A 20444-nucleotide genomic window follows, 5' to 3' on the forward strand; every position below is an offset into this window, starting at 1 on the left:
AATATCTATATCACTTACAATATCATAGGTTAAAATACCTTTTCAACTAGTATATGGGACTCGAGTGATTAGTTTCTACTATTTATATATTGAAAACTACACAAAAATACAAGACTATTCTCACAACAACTCATTCTTAGATAAAGAATAAAATGAAAAATTAAGTTATATAGACTCATAAATAAATTTTATACATTTAATATTTAATATAAAAGACTAAATTTATGTAAAAATTTTATTTTGTAAAAATTGAAATTTTATTCATTTACAACACAATTTTATAGGAACACCCCGTTCAAGACTTTGACGTCACATGACCAATTACATCATACAAAGGTTATAGTTCCCTCTCTTATCTTTCAAAAAATTCCGATATAATTTAGGGGTTAAAATTAGTAATAGCTAGTACATAAAGAATCATTCACATGCTAAAAATAGACCATCCTTTTCACATGGTCCACATTATTCAAACGATAAAATTTTACAACCTACTATTTAGGCTAAATGGTTGAGGTCTCAGTGTTTATTCTAGCTAGCAATGGCATCAGCATAGCAACATTTTGTTCGTGCTAGTCAATTGAGCAGGATTATGTGATGGCCATTTATGGTAATTCTGAACCTGCTCACATGGGATGAAAATGAGGATATGTCAGAGGCTATCACCATTCTTCCCCAAGCTGAAGGGGTAGATAAATTAGCGATAACAGGTTTTCGGATGATTCCGAGGACTTTTTAAAAACCTTTTATTAATTCCATGTAACAATATAAATTTGTACATAAAAAAAGCGAGAGGAATGTTAAGGTTCCTCTCGCTTTTCTTCGTTCACAGTGCGTATTTGTAATTCAGGGGTTCTCTCTAGCTGCTCGATAAACTTTCTCGTCTTAAAACGAATTCCGGTTTGTTCTTCATAGATTGTTGTTATAATTTTTTTTATAAAATATTTCGTTTCCTTTTTTAATTCAATTTTCCCGATTTGATCGATGGGAACTGTATAGAACATACGAATAAGCTTAAGTTGTGTCGGCGTTAAGCGAATAATATAAGGATCCTGCTGATAACAGCGATGGCATAAGAACCCACCTTGTGCAAAGGAGAAAGCAAATTCCCCATCTACAGCACCGCATGCGGCACAGGCGTGTAATATAGGCTGGACTCCTGTATAGGGTAGCATCTTCCATTCAGCAAAGAGGGTGATGGATTCAGGATCATAGCCATCCTCTATCGCTTGAAGTGCTTGTAGCAGGACATCAAAGGCGAAAGGCTCTGGTTTTCCCTCTTCTACGACCCGCTCCACAAGTTCCATAATATAGCTAGCATAGGCCGTGGCCATGATATCCTCACGAATATGGCGCATTGAATTCAAATGCTCCCCTTGTTGCAATGTCCCCATACCAGTATGGTGTTGTACCATAAACATGCCGTATGTAAAAGGCTGTGTGACCGACGCTAACCTACTAGAAGGCTTTTTCGCACCTCTTGCCATGGTTGCTACCTTCCCTGCCTCTCGCGTAAGCAGCGTAACAATTTTATTGGATTCACCATAAGCGCGTACTTTTAAAACAATTCCTTCCCATTTATGAAGCATAGTCCCCCTCCTTTCCTATAAACTGTCCATGAAAATAGAGCTCTCCAAAATATTTTGGACAGCTCAAAGTAAACACTATATGACCGAGGGCATTCACACCGCCAATACTGTAGACCTTAGTTTTTGACGGTGTTACCCTAGTCAGCAAAGCGTATTAATATTCATCGTCTCGGAAGCCGAAATCACGTAAATGTGTTGATTTATTACGCCAATCTTTTTGGACTTTTACCCATAGTTCTAAATAGACTTTAGAGCCTAATAGCATTTCGATATCCTTTCGTGCACGTGTCCCTACTTCTTTTAATAGGGCACCACGTTTACCAATGACAATACCTTTTTGTGAATCACGTTCAACCATTATAGTGGCTGAGACATGAATTTTATCATTGTTTTCCTCATCTCGACGGATTTTATCAATTACAACCGCAATGGAATGTGGAATTTCTTCGCGCGTTAAATGTAACACTTTTTCACGAATAAGCTCAGAAATGATGAAACGCTCTGGATGATCCGTCACTTGGTCAGCAGGGTAATATTGTGGCCCCTCTGGTAAATACTTTGACAACGTGTCCAATAAGCTTTCTACGTTATTGCCTTGTAACGCTGAGATAGGAATAATTTCAGCAAATTCATAACGTTCCTTATAGCTTTCGATAATTCCAAGTAATTCATCTGGATGAATCTGATCGATTTTATTAATAACAAGGAATACTGGCGTCGAATTTCCTGCCAACATTTCTAGAATAAATTCATCGCCTTTGCCAAGCTTCTGCTCAGCATTCACCATGAACAAAATCACGTCCACTTCGCGCAATGTATTTTTGGCAACTTTTAACATAAAATCACCAAGTTTATGTTTGGGTTTATGGATACCTGGTGTATCAATAAAAATCATTTGGCTATCTGTAGATGTCAGTACACCCTGTACTTTATTTCGTGTTGTTTGTGGTTTATCACTCATGATCGCAATTTTCTGGCCAATGACACGATTCAAAAATGTCGATTTGCCAACATTGGGACGACCAATAATAGAGATAAAGCCTGACTTATAGCCACTTCTAGTTTCCAGCATTCTCTAAATCCTCCGTTGTAAATGCAAACGGTAATAATTCGCCCACTGACGTTACCGTAACATCACCTTTTAAATTCGTTAAATAAACAGGCATCGTCGGTGCGCAAAATTCCATCATCACCTGACGACATGCTCCACAAGGTGCGCATGGTCCTTCTGTATCTGCAACAATAGCAATAGCCTCGAATTCATAAGTACCTTCTGACACAGCCTTAAAAAATGCTGTACGCTCAGCACAATTCGTCATACTATAGCCTGCATTTTCAATATTACAACCGTGAATAACTTCTCCGGCCTTCGTTAAAAGAGCTGCTCCTACTTTAAATTTCGAGTATGGAACATATGCTTTTTCACGCGCTTTTTTAGATTCCTCTAGTAATGCATGCATATCAATTGTCATCTATCCTATTTCTCCCTCACGTTAGTATAATACAGTTAATTTTTCATATCAGATACTCACTTCGATTACAACCATTTTGGTAGGAAGATAAGTAATCCGATTATAGCACTGAATAGCGCAAATACAAGCACAGCACCTGCTGCGATATCTTTTGCCTGCTTGGCGAGAGGGTGGAGGTTCGGTGAAGCCAAATCCACTACTCTCTCAATAGCTGTATTGATCATTTCCAATGCAAACATAAGTGCTATTAATAGTAGCACAATATACCATTCCGTTCGAGACAAACCTGTAAAATAACCAGCCAGTATGACAATGACTGCACTCATAATATGTGATTTTAAATTTTGTTCTTTACTTGCTGTTATAATGCCTTCAAACGCATAGCCAAATGATCGCAAGTATTTACGCAAATCCATTTAATCTCGTCCTAAACCAAAAGTTTGTAATATTTCATCTTGTTTTGTAAACATCACTTTTTCCTCTTCGGGCTCCATATGGTCATAACCGAGTAAATGTAAAAAGCCATGGACAGCTAAAAAACCTAATTCTCTTTCAAAGGAGTGATTGTATTCCTCAGCCTGCTCTTTTGCACGATCTGTTGAAATAATAATATCGCCTAGTATACGGGGCATTCCTTCAAAAGTTACAGCTATTTCACCTTCACCTAGCTCCTCCAATGCAAAGGAAATGACATCGGTTGGTTGATCTTTCCCACGATACTCGCGATTTATATCTTGAATCGTGTCATTTGTGACAAACGTGACAGAAACCTCTGTTTCCGGCTCGATGTTTTCCACACTCGCTGCATGCTGCAAAAGCTTTTCTACAAGCTCTGTATGCTGCGCTGCAACTTCATTTGTTTCATCAGTAAAATCAATTGTTAAAATCATAGATCCTCCTACTTATCTGCCTTTGGATACTCAATACGTGAATGGAAAATTCCGTTCAATGTTTCGCAAAGTACTCTCTCTATACATTTTAACTCTTTTATTGAAATATCGCATTCATCAAACTGGTTATCTTGTACTCGATCGTCAATGATAGCTCTTACTAGCTTATGAATTTTTTCAGAATTCGGCTCTTTCATTGAACGTACTGCTGCCTCTACACTATCTGCCACACTTATCACCGCTGCTTCCTTCGTTTGCGGTTTTGGTCCAGGATATCTAAACGTGGCCTCATCAAAGGATTTCCCTTGCTCTTTCGCTTTAAACAAGAAAAATTTTAACAAACTTGTCCCATGATGCTGCAACGCAATATCAATAATTTCCTGAGGCATTTTATAGCGTCTTAACATGTCTGCCCCATCAGTTGTATGAGCAATGATAATTTCTGCACTTGTTTCAGGAGGCAATGAATCGTGCGGATTAATGCCTGACATCTGATTTTCAATGAAGAAAGCTGGTCTCTTTGTTTTTCCGATATCATGATAGTAGCACCCTACACGCGCTAGTAGCCCATCTGCTCCTATTTCTTCGCAGGCAGCTTCAGCTAAGTTTGCGACCATCACACTATGATGATATGTGCCTGGTGCTTCCATTAGCAATTTTTTTAATAATGGATGATTTGGATTGGATAGCTCAATTAATCGCAAGGACGATAATAAACTAAATGCCGACTCAAAGAATGGTAAAAGACCCATTGTCAACGCTCCAGAAAGCAATGCAGATAACATAGCCGCTACAAAGTAAAACACTAGTTCTGGTAAACCATAGGATGATTGTGTCATTAATAAATAGAAGGCGATAAAAGCCATATTTACAAGAGAGATAACCGCAACTGCCTGTAAAATATGGGATCGCTTCTCAACACTACGTAAAAAGAATAAACTTGCAAACCCTCCGAAAATGATATAAAGCGTAATTTCCATTTGCATAACAGATGAATAGCCTTCTTGAAAAATAACGCCAGCTGAAGCAGCAGTCATAACTGTAACAAGCACTGCTGCTTTATCATCTGCCAATAGACGGACAAGCATCGTAGCTAATGCTGTAGGGAAAAGAAAGGCAATGGTCACATCAAATCCGCTAGAAACTAAGCTAATAAATTTCATTAGCAAGATGGACAAACTATAAACAATCACTGTTACCAATAATGCATTTCGTTTTTTTCGTTCGTTAGCCTCCCAACGCTCGAATAAAATATACATAAACACCATTTGGAGCAGTGTTAAAATTATGAGTCCTGCAATTGGTTTTAAGGAAGCTTGATTACTGATCATCCCTAAAAGCTCTAATTGTCGAAATGCCTCTTTATCAATAATCTGGCCTTCCTGCACAATGATTTGACCTTGTAAAATTCTTGTAGGCTCTACACTTTCCTTCGCTTGCTCTTTTCTTATTTTCGTTTGTTCTTCGTTAACGGTTTCATTTTCAATGATGCTTGTACGGCCAATTAAAACAACCGTATTGAATATTTTATCTGGATACCCTCTTTGTCCTCGAATCTTCGTCTCAAAGTCATTTTGAGCAACAAAGACATTTTCAGGTCGAATGGATTTTTGTAAGTATTCCTCTACCGTTTTGGATAATTGGATACTTGTTCTATTTAAATCCTCATCGCTCTGCACTAAAAGTCCCTCTAGCTGTGAATCCGTAAAGATGAGTGGCATTTGATCTTCATCGAGCGATTCAAATTTTTTGCGAAGCTGCCCTACTTGATCGGCAATTGCAATAGGTTCCTTACTATTTGCCACATCCTTTTTTACCTCAAGTACATAATCAAATAACGATGTGACAATCGCTGCTCTTTGCTTGGCGACATCCTCCGAAAATTGATAGACCGGGCCTACTGCAGTTGCGGCTTTTTCCCGCTCTTGCTGTGTCTTGTAGGTATCTTCTATTGTTTTAGTAGATCGTACGGTTTCAGGGGCTAACTGTAAAGGTTTGAAATCATATGTAACTCCTTTAACATTGCCATACATCAATCCAAATTGTAGGCATCCTGTTAAAATGAGAATGATGATAATAAAATAGCGAAAACCGATAAGCTCTGTAAATTTTCGAAGTTGTTTCTCCATCTGGCACCTCCTCTATCTACCTTCTATCATACCAATTCAACATACATTTTTCTCGAAAAATGTATAAGAAAGCAAAAAACAGCTATACAAATTCGTATAGCTGTCACATTTTTTTCCATATTTTAATCATTCACATTTACAGGGCAGACTTCTTTAACCCTGTTGCCCCTGTCGCTTCGCTTTCGGGGCAGACTTTCTTAAACATGTTGCCCCTGTCGCTTCGCTTTCGGGGCAGACTTTAGAATGGCTTTGCCATTCTAAAGTTGCTGTTCTTCGTAAGCTTGGATGATTTTGGCTACGATTGGGTGACGGACAACATCCCCCTGTTCTAGCACTTGGAAATGGATTGATTTTACATATTTTAATGTACGTTCTGCTACGATCAAGCCAGACTCCGTGTTTTTAGGCAAATCGATTTGGGTTTTATCACCTGTAATTACCATTTTCGAACCAAAGCCTAATCGTGTTAAAAACATTTTCATTTGTTGATGAGTTGTATTTTGTGCTTCATCTAAAATAACGAAAGCATCATCTAATGTACGGCCACGCATATAAGCCAATGGTGCAATTTCAATCGTTCCTCGTTCAATCAATCGTTGGGTCTGTTCAGACCCGTAGATGTCATTTAAGGCGTCATAGAGAGGTCTTAAATAAGGATCTACCTTTTCCTTTAAATCACCAGGAAGGAAGCCTAGAGACTCTCCTGCTTCAACAGCGGGACGAGTTAAAATAATGCGCTTGACATGCCCATTTTTAAGTGCCTGCGTTGCCATGACTACCGCTAAATACGTTTTCCCAGTACCGGCTGGACCAATACCAAAAACAACGTCTTTATGACGGATTGCTTGTATGTATTCTCGTTGACCAATTGTTTTTGCACGAATTGGTTTTCCTTTTGTCGTGCGTGCTATTTCTTCATCATACAGTTCTGCGAAATATTCAATGGTACCTTTTTGAGTCATTTCAATAGCTGTAGATACATCACGTTGATCAATATTAATACCTTTGCGAATGACCTTCAATAATGCATGTAGCAGATATGTTGCCTGTTCCTTAGCACTTTCTTCACCCGCAAGTTGAATTTGTTCACCACGGGTAATGATATGAACATTAAGTGCTTCCTCAACCAGCTTCATATTTGCATCGGAAATTCCGAGTAGCATAACCGCTTCGTTTGGATTATCCACTTGTAATACAGTTAACTGTTCTGACATAATCATTCTCCTTGTAGGCCATGTATTGGACTTGCAATGTTTTCATTGACTAAAAATAGAACTTTCCCTTCAACTGTACCATTACCCCACTTTGCCTGTAAAAGGTTTTCTTTTTTGATGATGGATTTAGCAGGTAAAGAACGTATTACTTTTTCATGCAGCAGCGGGATGAGTAAAGACTCAATTTTCGATTCATCAAGCTCCACCTGCATCGTTTTCGTTTGCTGTTCCTCCACAATTGACACATAAGGGTCTAGCCAATTCGGTAAATCCTTTTTTTGCACATAATCAACTTTTTCTTGATGAATACCTTTCACCAATACTCGCCATTGCTTTTGTTGCAAGGTTTCCATTGTAATTTTTGTAGGAATTTTAAAAGTACATTCAAGCCAATAGTCTGCATAAACCTCGCCTTTTGCGCCAACAAAGACATGATTGGTTCCACTTTCAATCACACCACTAACAAGAACATCCCCCTCATAGGCCGTATCATTTACTGAAATTTTCCTCTCCCCATTTTGGATATCAAAATGAGTAATAATACCGCTTTTCGTTGCTACTAATTGCGATGCCAATTTTTCATTTGTCTGCTTCGTTTGTTTAGGCGATTCCTGTGGTCTTAGTACCACGCGTCCTCCATTTTTTTCAATATGCACCCAAGAGAGCTCTCGATGCTGTTCTAGTAGCTTTTGACGTATAACAGTATTAGAAGGTAAATTTTTTTTAGAAAGTGGTGTTTCTATTTGAAATGTATCATGAAAGGTTCTACCTAAGCGCTGCTCCAATTCAGGTGTCGCTGCTTCAATGTCTACTTTCCAAATCACTTGCGCACCAATTATTGGGATGGCAATCATCAAAGCCAAACCAAGCAAAGTCCAAACCTGAGCTCGGAAAACTTGCAGCTCATCCGCATAAAAAACAGCCATTTTCAAACGAAAGCCTCTTCGAATACGGCGGATTTTTGGTAAATGTTGCATCGTCGTTTCAAATGAAACCTCTTGTTCTCTAAAGACAACACGCTTTAATGGAATATGTTGTGCGTGCAATGCTTGAATAAAAGGATGAACATTTTCATGGCGCTTTATACGTATAATGATTGGCCGATTATTCCACATTTTAGCTCACACCCATATTCTTTGTCATTTTCATATGAATCTCTTGTAAGTTTTCAACAGAAAGATGAAGCATTTCTTCTTTTAGTGCATGAATCTTCACCAGATCCGCAGTAACAGTAATATGATAATCTGCATAAGCAAACGAACATGTCGTTGCATCTGCATGGATAAAACGATAAGGTCCAATGATTTTTAATGATTCAAATTCGGACAATTCAAGTAGTGGCGTTAATTGAAATAATTTTTTCATAAAAAAAATGCCTCCTTCTTCGGCAATATATGCATCGAAAAAGGAGGACATGCTAGTTATTTTCTTTTTGCTTTTGGAGGACCTAATATTTCAGCCATTACCACAGCCTGCATGAAAGCGGTTTTGGATTGCGGAACTTGAAAAGGAGAATGAGTCCCAGTTGCTTTCACTTCTTCCTTCCCAGCTGCTAATCGTCCTTTTCGCTCTCGTGTAGACGAGCGGTGTGGCACATCAGCTGGAATGACAGGTGGCGCAACATAGCTTGGTACTTCCTTCTTCACTTGTTCCTCAACATATTTTTTAGTGTCTTGAACCTTTTCATTTTCTGGAATCCAATCCCCAATAAAATCTCGAGCAAAATCTTCAAAACTTTGTGGTTTTTGATGACGTTGCGGAGTTTCTTCCAAAACAGGTGACTCTACACGTGTATCCTTATTATTAAAAGGAGGCATCGGTTTTTGTGGTTTTTTATTTTTAGATTTTCCGAAAATAGAGCTGACTATGGCAATTATTGCAAAAATAATTAATTGTTCCATATGTTAGTTCCGCTCCTTTCCGTTATTAAACATTTGGTTCGTTTGTTTCTGGTTTATCGTTGCTTACTTTTGAAATGGAATCACGCATAGCCGTATCAGCTTGAATATTATGATAGTTCATGTAATCCATAATACCAAGATTACCTGAGCGTAATGCTTCCGCCATTGCTTGAGGTACTTCTGCTTCTGCTTCTACAACTTTCGCTTTCATCTCTTGAACACGGGCAATCATTTCTTGCTCATTCGCTACAGCCATTGCACGACGCTCTTCGGCCTTCGCTTGGGCAATGTTTTTATCTGCTTGCGCTTGTTCTATTTGTAATTCTGCACCAATGTTTTTACCGATATCTACATCAGCAATATCAATGGATAAGATTTCAAAGGCTGTTCCTGAATCCAAACCTTTTGATAAAACTGTTTGTGAAATCATATCCGGATTTTCTAATACTTCCGTATGGCTAGTTGCCGAACCTATTGTAGAAACGATCCCTTCCCCTACACGGGCAATAACAGTTTCTTCACCAGCACCACCGACTAAACGCTCGATGTTGGCACGTACTGTAATACGCGCTTTGGCCTTTACCTCAATCCCGTTCATCGCTACACCTGAAATAAATGGTGTTTCAATAACTTTAGGGTTTACAGACATTTGAACTGCCTCTAATACATCTCGCCCAGCTAAATCAATCGCGGCACAGCGCTCAAATGATAATTCAATATTCGCGCGGTGAGCAGCAATTAATGCATTGACAACGCGATCCACATTACCACCAGCTAAATAGTGACTTTCAAGCTGGTTAATCGTAACAGGTAAACCTGCTTTATGTGCTTTAATCAAAGGATTTACAATTCGAGACGGAATTACACGACGTAAACGCATCCCAATTAATGTGAAAATACTAACACGGACGCCTGCAGCCAGTGCAGAAATCCATAGTGCTACTGGTACAAAGGTAAAGAATACCGCTAGTACAATGAATAAAATAACCAGTCCAGCGATAGGACCAATTAATGCTAAATCAAAACCCATTTTCTATTCCTCCATCTCTTTTTCTGTTTGTCTCACGACAATGCGTGAGCCTTCAACTTTAATAATTTCTACATGTTTATTTGCATCGACATAGCCGCCTTCTGATACAACATCAACGCGTTCACTGCCAAGAACCATTGTACCCGATGGACGTAAAGGAGTAAGTGTAGTCCCTACTTTTCCTAACAATTCTGTGCGATTGACGTTGGATACATAGCCCTCTTCTGTCGTAGTTGCATCCATTAACACCAGCCTGTTTAAGACATGCAGTTTTTTCCCGAAAAATTTCATCAGAATCACCATTCCTATAATCGCTATTACAAGCGCAATGAGAATTGCTATTATCATTTGCATAATGTTTGCACCTGCCAGTAATAAACTTAGAATTATGAGCACACCACCTAAAATACCGACAATTCCTCCAGGAACAAAAAACTCTGCAACAACAAGTGCTAAACCAATAATAAATAATAATAAGGATTCATAGCCAGCAAAGCCCGCAACCATATGTCCAAAGAAAAATAAACCGAGTGCTGATAATCCCATTATACCCGGAACTCCAAATCCTGGCGAATAGAGTTCCATTACAAGACCTAGACTTGCAATGGATAATAAAATTGGAACAATAATTGGATTTGTAATAAAACGAGCCAATTTCTCAGAGAATGTTGGTTCGATTGGAACGACATCACTCTCTTGTAAGTCTATTTTCTCTAAAAGTTCCTGAAAATTTTTCACGGTACCCTCTGAGTATTGGACCTTTAATGCCTCTGATGCCGAAAGCGTTAATAGATTTTTTCCTTCCGCGCGGTACTCTGGCAATTCATAACTCGAATCAGCCATTGCTAAAGCATACTTAGGATCTCGCCCTGATGTCTCCGCTGCTGCTGACATTTGAGCAAGCCATGCACTATTTGCTTTCAAATCAGCTGCATTACCTGCTGAGTCGATCACAGCTGCTGCACCGATTGTTCCATTGGGCACCATGTAGATTTTATCCGCATGTAAGGCTAAAAAAGCACCTGCTGAATGGGCATCCTTATTAATAAAAGCAATCGTCTGTATATCCGTTGCATCCATAAGCATGGCGATATCACTTGCTGCATTTACAAATCCGCCAGGCGTATGTATATCTAAGATAATCGCTTTCGCATTGTTTTCTTTAGCCTCATTAAAAGCTCGTTCTAAAAATGCGTGAAGCCCTCGCTCCACTTCATTATGAATTGGAACGTGGTAGACCTTACTGCTTGCAAAAGCCGAAGTTAATGGAAACGCTAACAAAAAAGTCATCCATATCACTAGTAAGTAACTAAGGATTCTCCGTTTTCGCACCTTTTTCCCTCCCTTCTAACATGCTTCTCCTCTGTATATACGGTCGAACATGTAAAAAGTTTCACAAATCTAAAAAATTATTTCGACGATATGTACTATTGCTTATATTACTTAGTATTACACAAAAAAGCCGAATGAATCTACATGATATCCATCCGGCTTTTTCATATGTACGTAAAACGAGCAATGTAAAATACCTGAAATTAATTACAGCTGTAATTAATTCCAGGTATATCTTTGTCTGCTCAGTGAATCATACGATTGCGTGTTATGAACGTAGGGATTTTTAATGGGAAATTAAATTACCACTTACGTTTACGTGCAGCTTCTGATTTCTTTTTACGTTTTACGCTAGGTTTTTCGTAGAACTCGCGCTTTCTAACTTCTTGAATTGTACCACTTTTTGATACAGTACGTTTGAAGCGGCGAAGAGCATCTTCAAGCGATTCGTTTTTGCGAACGACAGTTTTTGACATCTCTCTTTCCCTCCCTCCGAACACACGTCAATACACAATTAGGCAAATAACCTTCTGTTGTGTACTAAAAAATTATATCGTATTGTCTAATAATGGTCAATAGAAAGTGTGCGAAAATATCAAGTGAATTTTTGGTTTTATTTTTGTCTAAATTATACAAGTACAATGAGGTCATATTTGAATACATTGTATTTTCCAAACAATGAAGGATTTCCCTAGCGAAAAGTTATAATATGATTTTATGTAAATGATCCTCCGACTGTTCACAATACAGTGAGGGACAGGAAGAGACTAACTAATATGCGTTAATCTCCGAATTAGTTATCCATTCTAATAGTAAAAAGGCTGTTTCAAGCCCCCTTGATACAGCCAGCCACTTTTTCTTAGAAGATTTTCTGTTGGTCTCTATCATCTTTTAAAATTTCTACCGCTTCTCTAAAACGTTGGGAATGAACAATTTCGCGTTCACGTAAAAACTTTAAACTGTCATTTAAATCAGTATCATCAGATAAATCTATAATCCATTGATATGTGGCACGTGCCTTTTCCTCTGCGGCAATATCTTCATATAAATCTGCTATTGGGTCCCCTTTTGCCTGAATATAAGTTGCTGTAAATGGCACACCAGAGGCATTTTGATAAAATAAAGCTCTGTCATGATTTACATAATGATCTCCTAATCCTGCTTCTTTTAGCATTTCTGGCGTAGCATCCTTTGTCAGCTTGTAAATCATCGTAGCAATCATCTCTAAATGTGAAAATTCCTCAGTCGCTATATCTGTTAATAAACCAACCACTTTGTCAGGAATCGTATAGCGTTGATTCATATAACGAAGTGCTGCAGCTAATTCCCCATCAGCACCCCCATATTGCTCAATTAAAAATTTTGCGAGCATAGGGTTACAAGTACTAACCTTTACCGGGTATTGAAGTTTTTTTTCATAATACCACAAGAATAAATTCCTCCTAATTATATGTTATACTTGCCACGGCCATGGGGTATCAACCCAATTAAAAGGATAATCTGAATAACTTCTTCCAAAATTCATTAATGGCCCAAATTTTTGTTCAAAGTTGACTTTGAGCTTCATACTTTTTTCAGTGTTTTCATTAAATTGTTGAATGGCAGCATAATCATGTGGATGTGTGTCTAAATAGAGATTTAACTCAACGATGACGAAATCAATTGCCTGAATTTCTTCAAGTAGGGTATAAAATTCAGGCGGCATCTTTTTAGTCATGCTTCATCCCTCCTTTTAGTTGGAAATGGATAGGGACTAAATAATTGTGGCCATAGTGTTCCTGCCATAAGTGCCTCTCTTGGGGTTTGGAATTGGGGAAGTCCAGGTGGCTGAAAACCCATATATAATTGTGGTGGCGTAGCATAATACTTTACTTCGATGGGCTTGCAGGGATCAAAGGGACTAATATAAGGCTTCCAATACTTATATTGTGTAAACATGACATCCTCCTTTCTGTATTGAAAATCGTCAGTGGAGTATATGTGATGGTAGAGGGTATTATTCTATATGTAAAAAAAGCCACTAGCTTCTTACTGAGCTAGTGGCTTGTACATACTAAAAGAAATAATTAATAATTAGAATCTGCGATTAAACCATTCATGATGGCTACGCCAGAGCTTGCACCAATACGAGTTGCTCCTGCTTCCACCATGCTTTTCATATCCTCTAAGCTACGAACACCACCTGAAGCTTTAACACCAAGATCAGGACCTACTGTTTTACGCATTAGGGCAATATCTGCTGCGGTTGCGCCACCAGTTGAAAAACCAGTAGATGTTTTCACATAATCAGCACCAGCTGCCACAGCTAGTTCGCATGCTTTTACTTTTTCTTCATCTGTTAATAAACATGATTCAATGATGACTTTTACAAGTGCACTACCTTTAGCTGCTTCCACAACTGCAGCAATATCAGCTTGTACAAGATCATAATTTTTATCTTTTAAGGCACCAATATTAATGACCATATCTACCTCATTTGCACCGTTCGCAATTGCATCTTTTACTTCAAATGCTTTCACAGCTGGTGTATTGGCGCCAAGAGGGAATCCAATAACCGTACAAACCAACACGTCTGAACCTTGTAATAATTCGCTACTTTGTTTTACCCAAGTAGGATTTACACATACAGAGGCAAAATTAAATTGCTTCGCTTCCGCACATAGTTTTTCAATTTGTTCCTTTGTTGCCTCAGCCTTTAATAATGTATGATCGATCATACGCGCAAAATTTTGTTCCATTTTTTAACGCTCCTTCTTTAATCAAGATGTACGTACCTCTTCGAATCATACCATTTTTTCACGTTGCCGTCTAATTTCTTTCTATTTAAATGATTGCTGGTGTTGTTCTTGTGAAATTAGCTTTTTGTTAATAGATACATGAAGTTCTATTCAACTAATAGTATCCTTGAACAACTTTCATTTCCGTATAGTTTACCCACTAGTAAAACAATTAGTCCCCAAAAAAGTGGATAAAAACATTCACAAAAAAATCTTTAAAGTATTGATTTTAAAAGGATTATGTTATCATAAATCACGTATCTAAAATATGTACACTACAAAATAATTTAAATGTGAAGAAACACAAGGTAATGTGAAGTTGAAAGGATGATATAAATTATGAGTAACGAGCGATCAAAAATCGTGAGTTTCCATACTCTAGGTTGTAAAGTAAACCACTACGAAACAGAAGCCATTTGGCAACTATTTAAAGATGAAGGCTATGATCGCACTGAATTTGATCAACAGGCGGACGTTTATGTCATTAATACATGTACAGTTACTAATACTGGAGATAAGAAATCACGTCAGGTGATTCGTCGAGCAATTCGTCAAAATCCAGATGCAGTTATATGTGTAACAGGTTGCTACGCGCAAACTTCGCCAGCAGAAATTATGGCGATTCCTGGGGTCGATATTGTTGTTGGTACGCAGGACCGCACAAAATTACTTGGTTATATTGACCAATATCGTGATGAGCGTCAGCCAATTAATGCTGTACGTAATATTATGAAAAATCGTGTGTATGAGGAATTAGATGTACCAGCTTTTACAGACCGCACACGTGCTTCCTTAAAAATACAGGAGGGCTGTAATAACTTCTGTACGTTTTGTATAATCCCATGGGCACGTGGCTTAATGCGTTCTCGTGATCCACAAGAAGTATTACATCAAGCACAGCAATTAGTAGATGCAGGTTATCTTGAAATAGTTTTGACAGGTATTCATACTGGTGGTTATGGTCAAGATTTAAAGGATTATAACCTTGCCCAATTATTACGTGATTTAGAAGCCAATGTAAAAGGATTAAAGCGTCTCCGTATTTCGTCCATTGAGGCTAGTCAATTGACGGATGAAGTAATTGACGTATTACGTGAATCTAAAATTGTCGTGAATCATTTACACATTCCAATTCAATCTGGATCGGATACTGTGTTAAAACGTATGCGTCGTAAATATACAATGGAATTTTTCGGCGAACGTTTAACGAAATTACATGAAGCCTTACCTGATTTAGCTGTTACATCTGATGTAATTGTCGGCTTCCCTGGTGAAACAGAAGAAGAATTTATGGACACATACAACTTTATTCGCGATCATAAATTCTCTGAACTACATGTTTTCCCGTTCTCTCCACGTACAGGAACTCCTGCTGCACGGATGGATGATCAAATTGATGAAGACATAAAAAATGAGCGTGTACACCGACTCATCTCCCTAAATGATCAACTTGCTAAAGAGTATGCTTCTCGCTTTGAAGATCAAGTGCTTGAAGTTATTCCTGAAGAATTTGTACATGATGGCAGTGAAGAGGAAGGCCTATTAACGGGGTATACAGATAATTACTTAAAAGTAGTGTTTGAGGGTCCTGAAAGTCTCATCGGACAGCTTGTAAAGGTGAAAATTACACAAGCAGGCTACCCACATTCACAAGGACAATTTGTACGTGTTTTAGAAACAGTTAAATAATCAATAATAAATGGGTTGCCTGGTAAAATAGGCAACCCATTTTATTGGTTGAATTGAATTTTAAGGTAACTAGCAATTATTAAGGACTAGTAGGAGGCGTGAGCCCGTAAAGAACTGGTGTTATGACACTACTTCCAACGCCTAATCTGATTTGTTGAACTTGTAATACTTTCACAGTTAATTCTAATACGATTTTTTCACGCAATGTGCTAAATGTACATTCTGGTGCTGCCATAATTGGTGAAAAATCAAGTTCAAAGAAGTTCGCTGCTACTAATTCACCAAATGGTTGTTCATTGTATTTCACAAGGTTTTGGAAGAAAGCCTTATCAAGACGAGCATCCATTTGAGTCGCTTCATTAAGGAAGTTTGCTTCCGCAAATTCGGAAATTCCTAAGATAGGTGTTGAGCCGCCAATTGTTTGTGGGAAAGTAAGATCTGTAAACCCGGAAAATGGAACGTCAGCAATTCTATCACGAAGTGCCCCACTACATGCTGATGAAGCATATTCGATATTTTTGCGAATATGTCCTGCTACAAATAATTTAGCTCTAGTTACTCTAAAGAAGTCAGTACCATCAATACGTGCAAAGCTAACTGGTACTAGTTTTACTTGATTTAAGAATACGTTTTTTTTCACTCTTTTGATTTCAGTTGCTGCTGGAGTTAGTGTAATATCTGACTCTACAACGATTTGCAATGTTGGTTCTGCCAGTACAACAGGAACTTTTATAGTTGGTGCCGTAACCGGTGTAGTGATTACTGGTGTAAATTCATTCGTTAATGGTATTTGCTCTGTTGATGCTACAGGACAAGGTAAATTTGGATTTTCATATTGTTCACTCAAAAAAATTTCCTCTTTTCATTTTTAGTATTAGAGAGCTCTCCTATCGCTAGAATATGTAGCAATCCAAACTATACATGGACGTATATATTAGAAAAGGAACTTTAATGCTGAGTGAAAAAACTTCTATTATTGTCCAAGGGATGGACTGTCATATAAAACTCGGATTTTTTGTACTTGTAACATATGGATAATTAATTCTAAAACTATATTTTGACATAATCGATTAGCATGAGTTATTGACTCACTTTGTGTATTCAATGCTGTATATTCAATATTCTGCTCTATATAGCCTTCTATCAATAACTTCCCCTTTATTGCTGTACATGTTCCATTCCCTAATGATTGTGATAAACGAACCGGAATAAATCTACAGTTGGTAAGCATTACCTTATTAGAGATTTCCTTCACCCCTACAATCCCTTTTTCAAATGCCATAATCTCTTCAAGACATAGTTCAATTTTATATTCCCCAACTACAACAGGTACTCGAATATGTATTAAATCAGATGCGTAAGAGCTGGCTTCCCCTTTTTCAATTGATGGTGAATTATGTACAGGAGTGACCACTGATTGAAAGGGACGATGCTGCATATTATTTTTATCATTCATATCAGTTTTCATAATTGAAATCAATTGATTAATGTCTGACCGAACTAAACGACATTCAGGATGGTCAGGATAATCTGCTGTCGTATGGAAAAGCTTTGTTTCAAATTGTGGAGTTAAATGATCGTTTTTATCCAGAAATTCGAATGTAGTATTTTGAACATGTTCACCATACATAGGTGCATGGAGAAAATTAGTAATCTCTACATACGTAGAAAACGGGCATTTTTTAGTAATGGAGTATACCTCTCCATACAACGATTTTGATATAGAATTATTTTTCTCTGTATCCGCAATGTCCTCACAATGCCTTTTATTTTCGATTGTAGATTCAGCATCTGAGTGAGCTGCTAAATCATGCTCTTCCACACGAGATTCAACATAATCAGATGGGATTTCTTCAACATCCTCCCTATTCGTTTCTGTAGGTATGAGTACATGTTTTGTTAAAATCGATTCCTCTATAGCACCAGTTTCAATATTTGGCGAAGGTACGATTTCTCCCTCCATATTCGTCTCTGCTGAAATGGGTATGCCTTCATTGGCATCTGATTGCTCTGGTAAAGCTATTTTCTCTTCAACCTTCTGATCGCTATGTAGGAAATAATCGATTTCTCCTTCAGCTAATACTAAGTTTTGATCGGATGCTACATGGTCCTCCAAAGGATTCTCATCGTTACCTAGTGGAGGTTTGTTGTCTTCCTCAATGGTTGTTTCTGTTGGACTAGGTATGTCCTGAGGGATAGCTATAGAATCCGTGATAGGTGATTCATCTTCTATTTCACTAAGTCGAGTGCTTTCCTCTACATCTTCTGGAGCTTCGTTATCTTTTGTCTGATACGCCCAATCCGTATATTTATTTTGCTTAGAGGATACTTCTCTCATCTCTCTAAAGTTAATCCATGGAGTATTCATTCGTTCACTCCCAAACAATATTAGGTACATTTATATCCATTCGTTTTTAATGGAAAGATTGCCATACTAATTACAATTTATAGTATGCTTGATTTCTTTATTTGTCACAGAAGGCTCAGCTTGATACGTTTTGCATGGTCCATTCGTTTTTGGATGTAAAAAGGCAGTTAATAGTCCGAATAAAACTCGAACTGTCAACTGCCAGCTAAAATGATGAATTTTTATCAGTGCCTTGTTATAACTTTACTCAATAGTTGAGATTAACAAAATTCAGAAGGATGAGTAGGATTAACTGGTGGTGAAACTGGTGGTGTAAGTCCTGGAAGAACAGGAGTTACTACGCTACTGCCAGCTCCCAAACGAATTTGTTGAACTTGCAATACTTTTACAGTTAATTCTAATACGATTTTTTCACGCAATGTGCTAAATGTACATTCTGGTGCCGCCATAATTGGTGAAAAATCAAGTTCAAAGAAGTTCGCTGCTACTAATTCACCAAATGGCTGCTCATTGTATTTCACAAGGTTTTGGAAGAAAGCCTTATCTAATCGAGCATCCATTTGAGTCGCTTCATTAAGGAAGTTCGCTTCCGCAAACTCGGATATTCCTAAGATTGGTGTAGAACCCCCAATTGTTTGTGGGAAAGTAAGATCTGTAAAGCCAGAAAACGGAACGTCAGCAATTCTGTCACGAAGTGCCCCACTACATGCTGATGAAGCATATTCGATATTTTTACGAATATGGCCTGCTACAAATAATTTAGCTCTTGTTACTCTGAAATAGTCTGTTCCAGCAATTCGTGCAAAGTTAACTGGTACCAGCTTCACTTGATTGAGAAAGACATGTTTTTTCACTCTTTTGATTTCAGTTGCTGCCGGAGTTAGTGTAATATCTGACTCTACAACGATTTGCAAAGTTGGTTCTGCCAATACTACTGGAATTTTAATAGTTGGCGCTGTTACGGGTGTAGCTATTAGTTGCGTAAAATCATTCGTTAATGGGATTTGTTCAGTTGATGTTACTGGACAAGGTTGAATCTGACTATCAAATTGTTCACTCAAAAAAATTACCTCTTTTCAATTTATAGTTTTAGTGAGCTCTCCTATCGCTAGAATATGTAGCAATAAAAACTATATATGGACATTGAACTTGTTCTCTTCCATATTTTATTTGGAATTTTTGAGCCTGAATTATAAATCTGCCTGCCCCCTTTTCAAAAAGGAACTCAAAAAAACCACCTAAATTAGGTGGCTTTCCTATTACTCATCATTAGCATGGGATTTATTCAAATTCATATGAGATGGCAGACAACGCATACAGTGGCGCTGTTTCCGCACGTAAAATTCTTGGTCCCAACGACATGGTTTGAGCACCTGCTTGTAACAAGGCCTCTGACTCTTTACGAGAAATGCCACCCTCTGGACCAAAAATAATAAGCATTGATGTTAATTTTTGATCATGCACAAGTCTAAGCTTGTCCGCAAATCGTGTGCGTTTCTCAGCTTTTGCATCCTCTTCATCTGCGATAAAAACGGCATCAAATCGGTCTATTTCTTGTAATAACTGTTTAAATGTAACAGGTTCATACACTGCTGGAATATGTGTACGATGGGCCTGTTCCGCCGCCTCTTTTGCAATTTTTTGCAATCTTTCTTGCTTTTTAGCCCCTTTTTTCTTGTCCCATTTCACAATCGAGCGTTCCGCTTCAAATGGCAGTAAGGCAAACATGCCAAGCTCTGTCGCTTTTTGTGTAATCAGCTCTAGCTTATCGCCCTTTGGTAAGCCACAAGCTACTGTTATTTGAATAGGTAGCTCCGATGAAGGGATAGTTTCGCCAGTAGCGTCAACCACTACCTCATCACCTTCAAATCCTGTAATCGTACAAATATGAGCAATATTTTGTGCAACAACAACGATCTGATCGCCTTGTTTCATGCGCATCACTCGCTCAATATGCCGTGCATCTTCTCCACTAATCCGTGCATTCTCTATGGCTGTTTCAATAAAATATCGTTGCATATGCTCCACAATCCTTTCTAGCAAGAAATGAAAGCGC

The 20444-nt window shown here is 38.0% G+C and carries 22 protein-coding genes; 1 reads left to right on the forward strand and 21 read right to left on the reverse strand.

Annotated features, from left to right (window positions below; all coding sequences use genetic code 11):
• Positions 1-797: 797 nt before the first annotated feature.
• From recO to deoC, 17 genes are all read right to left on the reverse strand, one after another.
• The gene (recO, locus tag AC07YC_RS08145; protein ID WP_402792652.1) at positions 798-1586 is read right to left on the reverse strand and encodes a DNA repair protein RecO; all 789 of its coding nucleotides are present in this window, start codon (positions 1584-1586) and stop codon (positions 798-800) included.
• 154 nt (positions 1587-1740) lie between these two features.
• The gene (gene era / locus AC07YC_RS08150) at positions 1741-2658 is read right to left on the reverse strand and encodes a GTPase Era (RefSeq protein WP_025114286.1); all 918 of its coding nucleotides are present in this window, start codon (positions 2656-2658) and stop codon (positions 1741-1743) included.
• On the reverse strand, positions 2645-3058 hold the full coding sequence (locus AC07YC_RS08155; RefSeq protein WP_008179431.1) for a cytidine deaminase: 414 nt from the start codon (positions 3056-3058) through the stop codon (positions 2645-2647). The genes era and AC07YC_RS08155 overlap by 14 nt, the downstream gene beginning before the upstream one ends.
• Positions 3059-3123: 65 nt before the next feature.
• The gene (locus tag AC07YC_RS08160) at positions 3124-3474 is read right to left on the reverse strand and encodes a diacylglycerol kinase family protein (protein ID WP_336635735.1); all 351 of its coding nucleotides are present in this window, start codon (positions 3472-3474) and stop codon (positions 3124-3126) included.
• On the reverse strand, positions 3475-3948 hold the full coding sequence (gene ybeY / locus AC07YC_RS08165) for an rRNA maturation RNase YbeY (protein ID WP_336635736.1): 474 nt from the start codon (positions 3946-3948) through the stop codon (positions 3475-3477). It lies immediately after the preceding gene.
• Positions 3949-3956: 8 nt separating this feature from the next.
• Positions 3957-6077, reverse strand: a complete 2121-nt coding sequence (locus AC07YC_RS08170; RefSeq protein WP_336635737.1) for an HD family phosphohydrolase — start codon at positions 6075-6077, stop codon at positions 3957-3959.
• A 257-nt stretch (positions 6078-6334) separates the two neighbouring features.
• The gene (locus AC07YC_RS08175) at positions 6335-7291 is read right to left on the reverse strand and encodes a PhoH family protein (protein WP_008179439.1); all 957 of its coding nucleotides are present in this window, start codon (positions 7289-7291) and stop codon (positions 6335-6337) included.
• A gap of 2 nt (positions 7292-7293) precedes the next feature.
• Positions 7294-8406: a sporulation protein YqfD gene (locus tag AC07YC_RS08180; RefSeq protein WP_336635738.1), complete on the reverse strand. Its 1113-nt coding sequence runs from the start codon at positions 8404-8406 to the stop codon at positions 7294-7296.
• A 1-nt stretch (position 8407) separates the two neighbouring features.
• Positions 8408-8656 carry a hypothetical protein gene (locus AC07YC_RS08185; protein WP_043990604.1) on the reverse strand — a complete coding sequence of 83 codons (249 nt, stop codon included), beginning with the start codon at positions 8654-8656 and terminating at the stop codon, positions 8408-8410.
• A 56-nt stretch (positions 8657-8712) separates the two neighbouring features.
• Entirely contained in the window at positions 8713-9192 is a 480-nt protein-coding gene (locus AC07YC_RS08190; protein ID WP_336635739.1) for a hypothetical protein, read from the reverse strand.
• A 25-nt stretch (positions 9193-9217) separates the two neighbouring features.
• Positions 9218-10222 carry a flotillin-like protein FloA gene (gene floA / locus AC07YC_RS08195; protein ID WP_494919020.1) on the reverse strand — a complete coding sequence of 335 codons (1005 nt, stop codon included), beginning with the start codon at positions 10220-10222 and terminating at the stop codon, positions 9218-9220.
• 3 nt (positions 10223-10225) lie between these two features.
• Positions 10226-11554: an NfeD family protein gene (locus AC07YC_RS08200; protein ID WP_494919021.1), complete on the reverse strand. Its 1329-nt coding sequence runs from the start codon at positions 11552-11554 to the stop codon at positions 10226-10228.
• 302 nt (positions 11555-11856) lie between these two features.
• Positions 11857-12030 carry a 30S ribosomal protein S21 gene (rpsU, locus tag AC07YC_RS08205; RefSeq protein WP_004227078.1) on the reverse strand — a complete coding sequence of 58 codons (174 nt, stop codon included), beginning with the start codon at positions 12028-12030 and terminating at the stop codon, positions 11857-11859.
• A 383-nt stretch (positions 12031-12413) separates the two neighbouring features.
• Positions 12414-12983 carry a manganese catalase family protein gene (locus AC07YC_RS08210; protein ID WP_031417041.1) on the reverse strand — a complete coding sequence of 190 codons (570 nt, stop codon included), beginning with the start codon at positions 12981-12983 and terminating at the stop codon, positions 12414-12416.
• Positions 12984-13007: 24 nt separating this feature from the next.
• Positions 13008-13271, reverse strand: a complete 264-nt coding sequence (locus AC07YC_RS08215) for a spore coat protein CotJB (protein ID WP_008179462.1) — start codon at positions 13269-13271, stop codon at positions 13008-13010.
• Positions 13268-13492 carry a spore coat associated protein CotJA gene (locus tag AC07YC_RS08220; RefSeq protein ID WP_008179464.1) on the reverse strand — a complete coding sequence of 75 codons (225 nt, stop codon included), beginning with the start codon at positions 13490-13492 and terminating at the stop codon, positions 13268-13270. The genes AC07YC_RS08215 and AC07YC_RS08220 overlap by 4 nt, the downstream gene beginning before the upstream one ends.
• Positions 13493-13620: 128 nt before the next feature.
• Complete coding sequence (gene deoC / locus AC07YC_RS08225) at positions 13621-14292, reverse strand: deoxyribose-phosphate aldolase (RefSeq protein ID WP_025114298.1); 672 nt, start codon at positions 14290-14292, stop codon at positions 13621-13623.
• A gap of 378 nt (positions 14293-14670) precedes the next feature.
• Between deoC and mtaB the strand changes: the two genes are divergently transcribed.
• The gene (mtaB, locus tag AC07YC_RS08230) at positions 14671-16020 is read left to right on the forward strand and encodes a tRNA (N(6)-L-threonylcarbamoyladenosine(37)-C(2))-methylthiotransferase MtaB (RefSeq protein ID WP_336635741.1); all 1350 of its coding nucleotides are present in this window, start codon (positions 14671-14673) and stop codon (positions 16018-16020) included.
• Between the two features lie 79 nt (positions 16021-16099).
• On the opposite strand, the gene AC07YC_RS08235 is transcribed toward mtaB, so the two are convergent.
• From AC07YC_RS08235 to AC07YC_RS08250, 4 genes are all read right to left on the reverse strand, one after another.
• Positions 16100-16867 (reverse strand): CsxC family protein, encoded by a 768-nt coding sequence (locus AC07YC_RS08235; protein WP_336635742.1) that lies wholly within the window; start codon positions 16865-16867, stop codon positions 16100-16102.
• Between the two features lie 126 nt (positions 16868-16993).
• Positions 16994-18388, reverse strand: a complete 1395-nt coding sequence (locus AC07YC_RS08240; protein WP_494919022.1) for a BC_2427 family protein — start codon at positions 18386-18388, stop codon at positions 16994-16996.
• Positions 18389-18648: 260 nt separating this feature from the next.
• Positions 18649-19449: a CsxC family protein gene (locus tag AC07YC_RS08245; protein WP_494919023.1), complete on the reverse strand. Its 801-nt coding sequence runs from the start codon at positions 19447-19449 to the stop codon at positions 18649-18651.
• Between the two features lie 220 nt (positions 19450-19669).
• Positions 19670-20407, reverse strand: coding sequence for a 16S rRNA (uracil(1498)-N(3))-methyltransferase (locus AC07YC_RS08250; RefSeq protein WP_494919024.1), 738 nt, complete (start codon positions 20405-20407; stop codon positions 19670-19672).
• Between the last annotated feature and the right edge of the window lie 37 nt (positions 20408-20444).

Source organism: Lysinibacillus sp. GW247-5R2A (assembly GCF_059424475.1).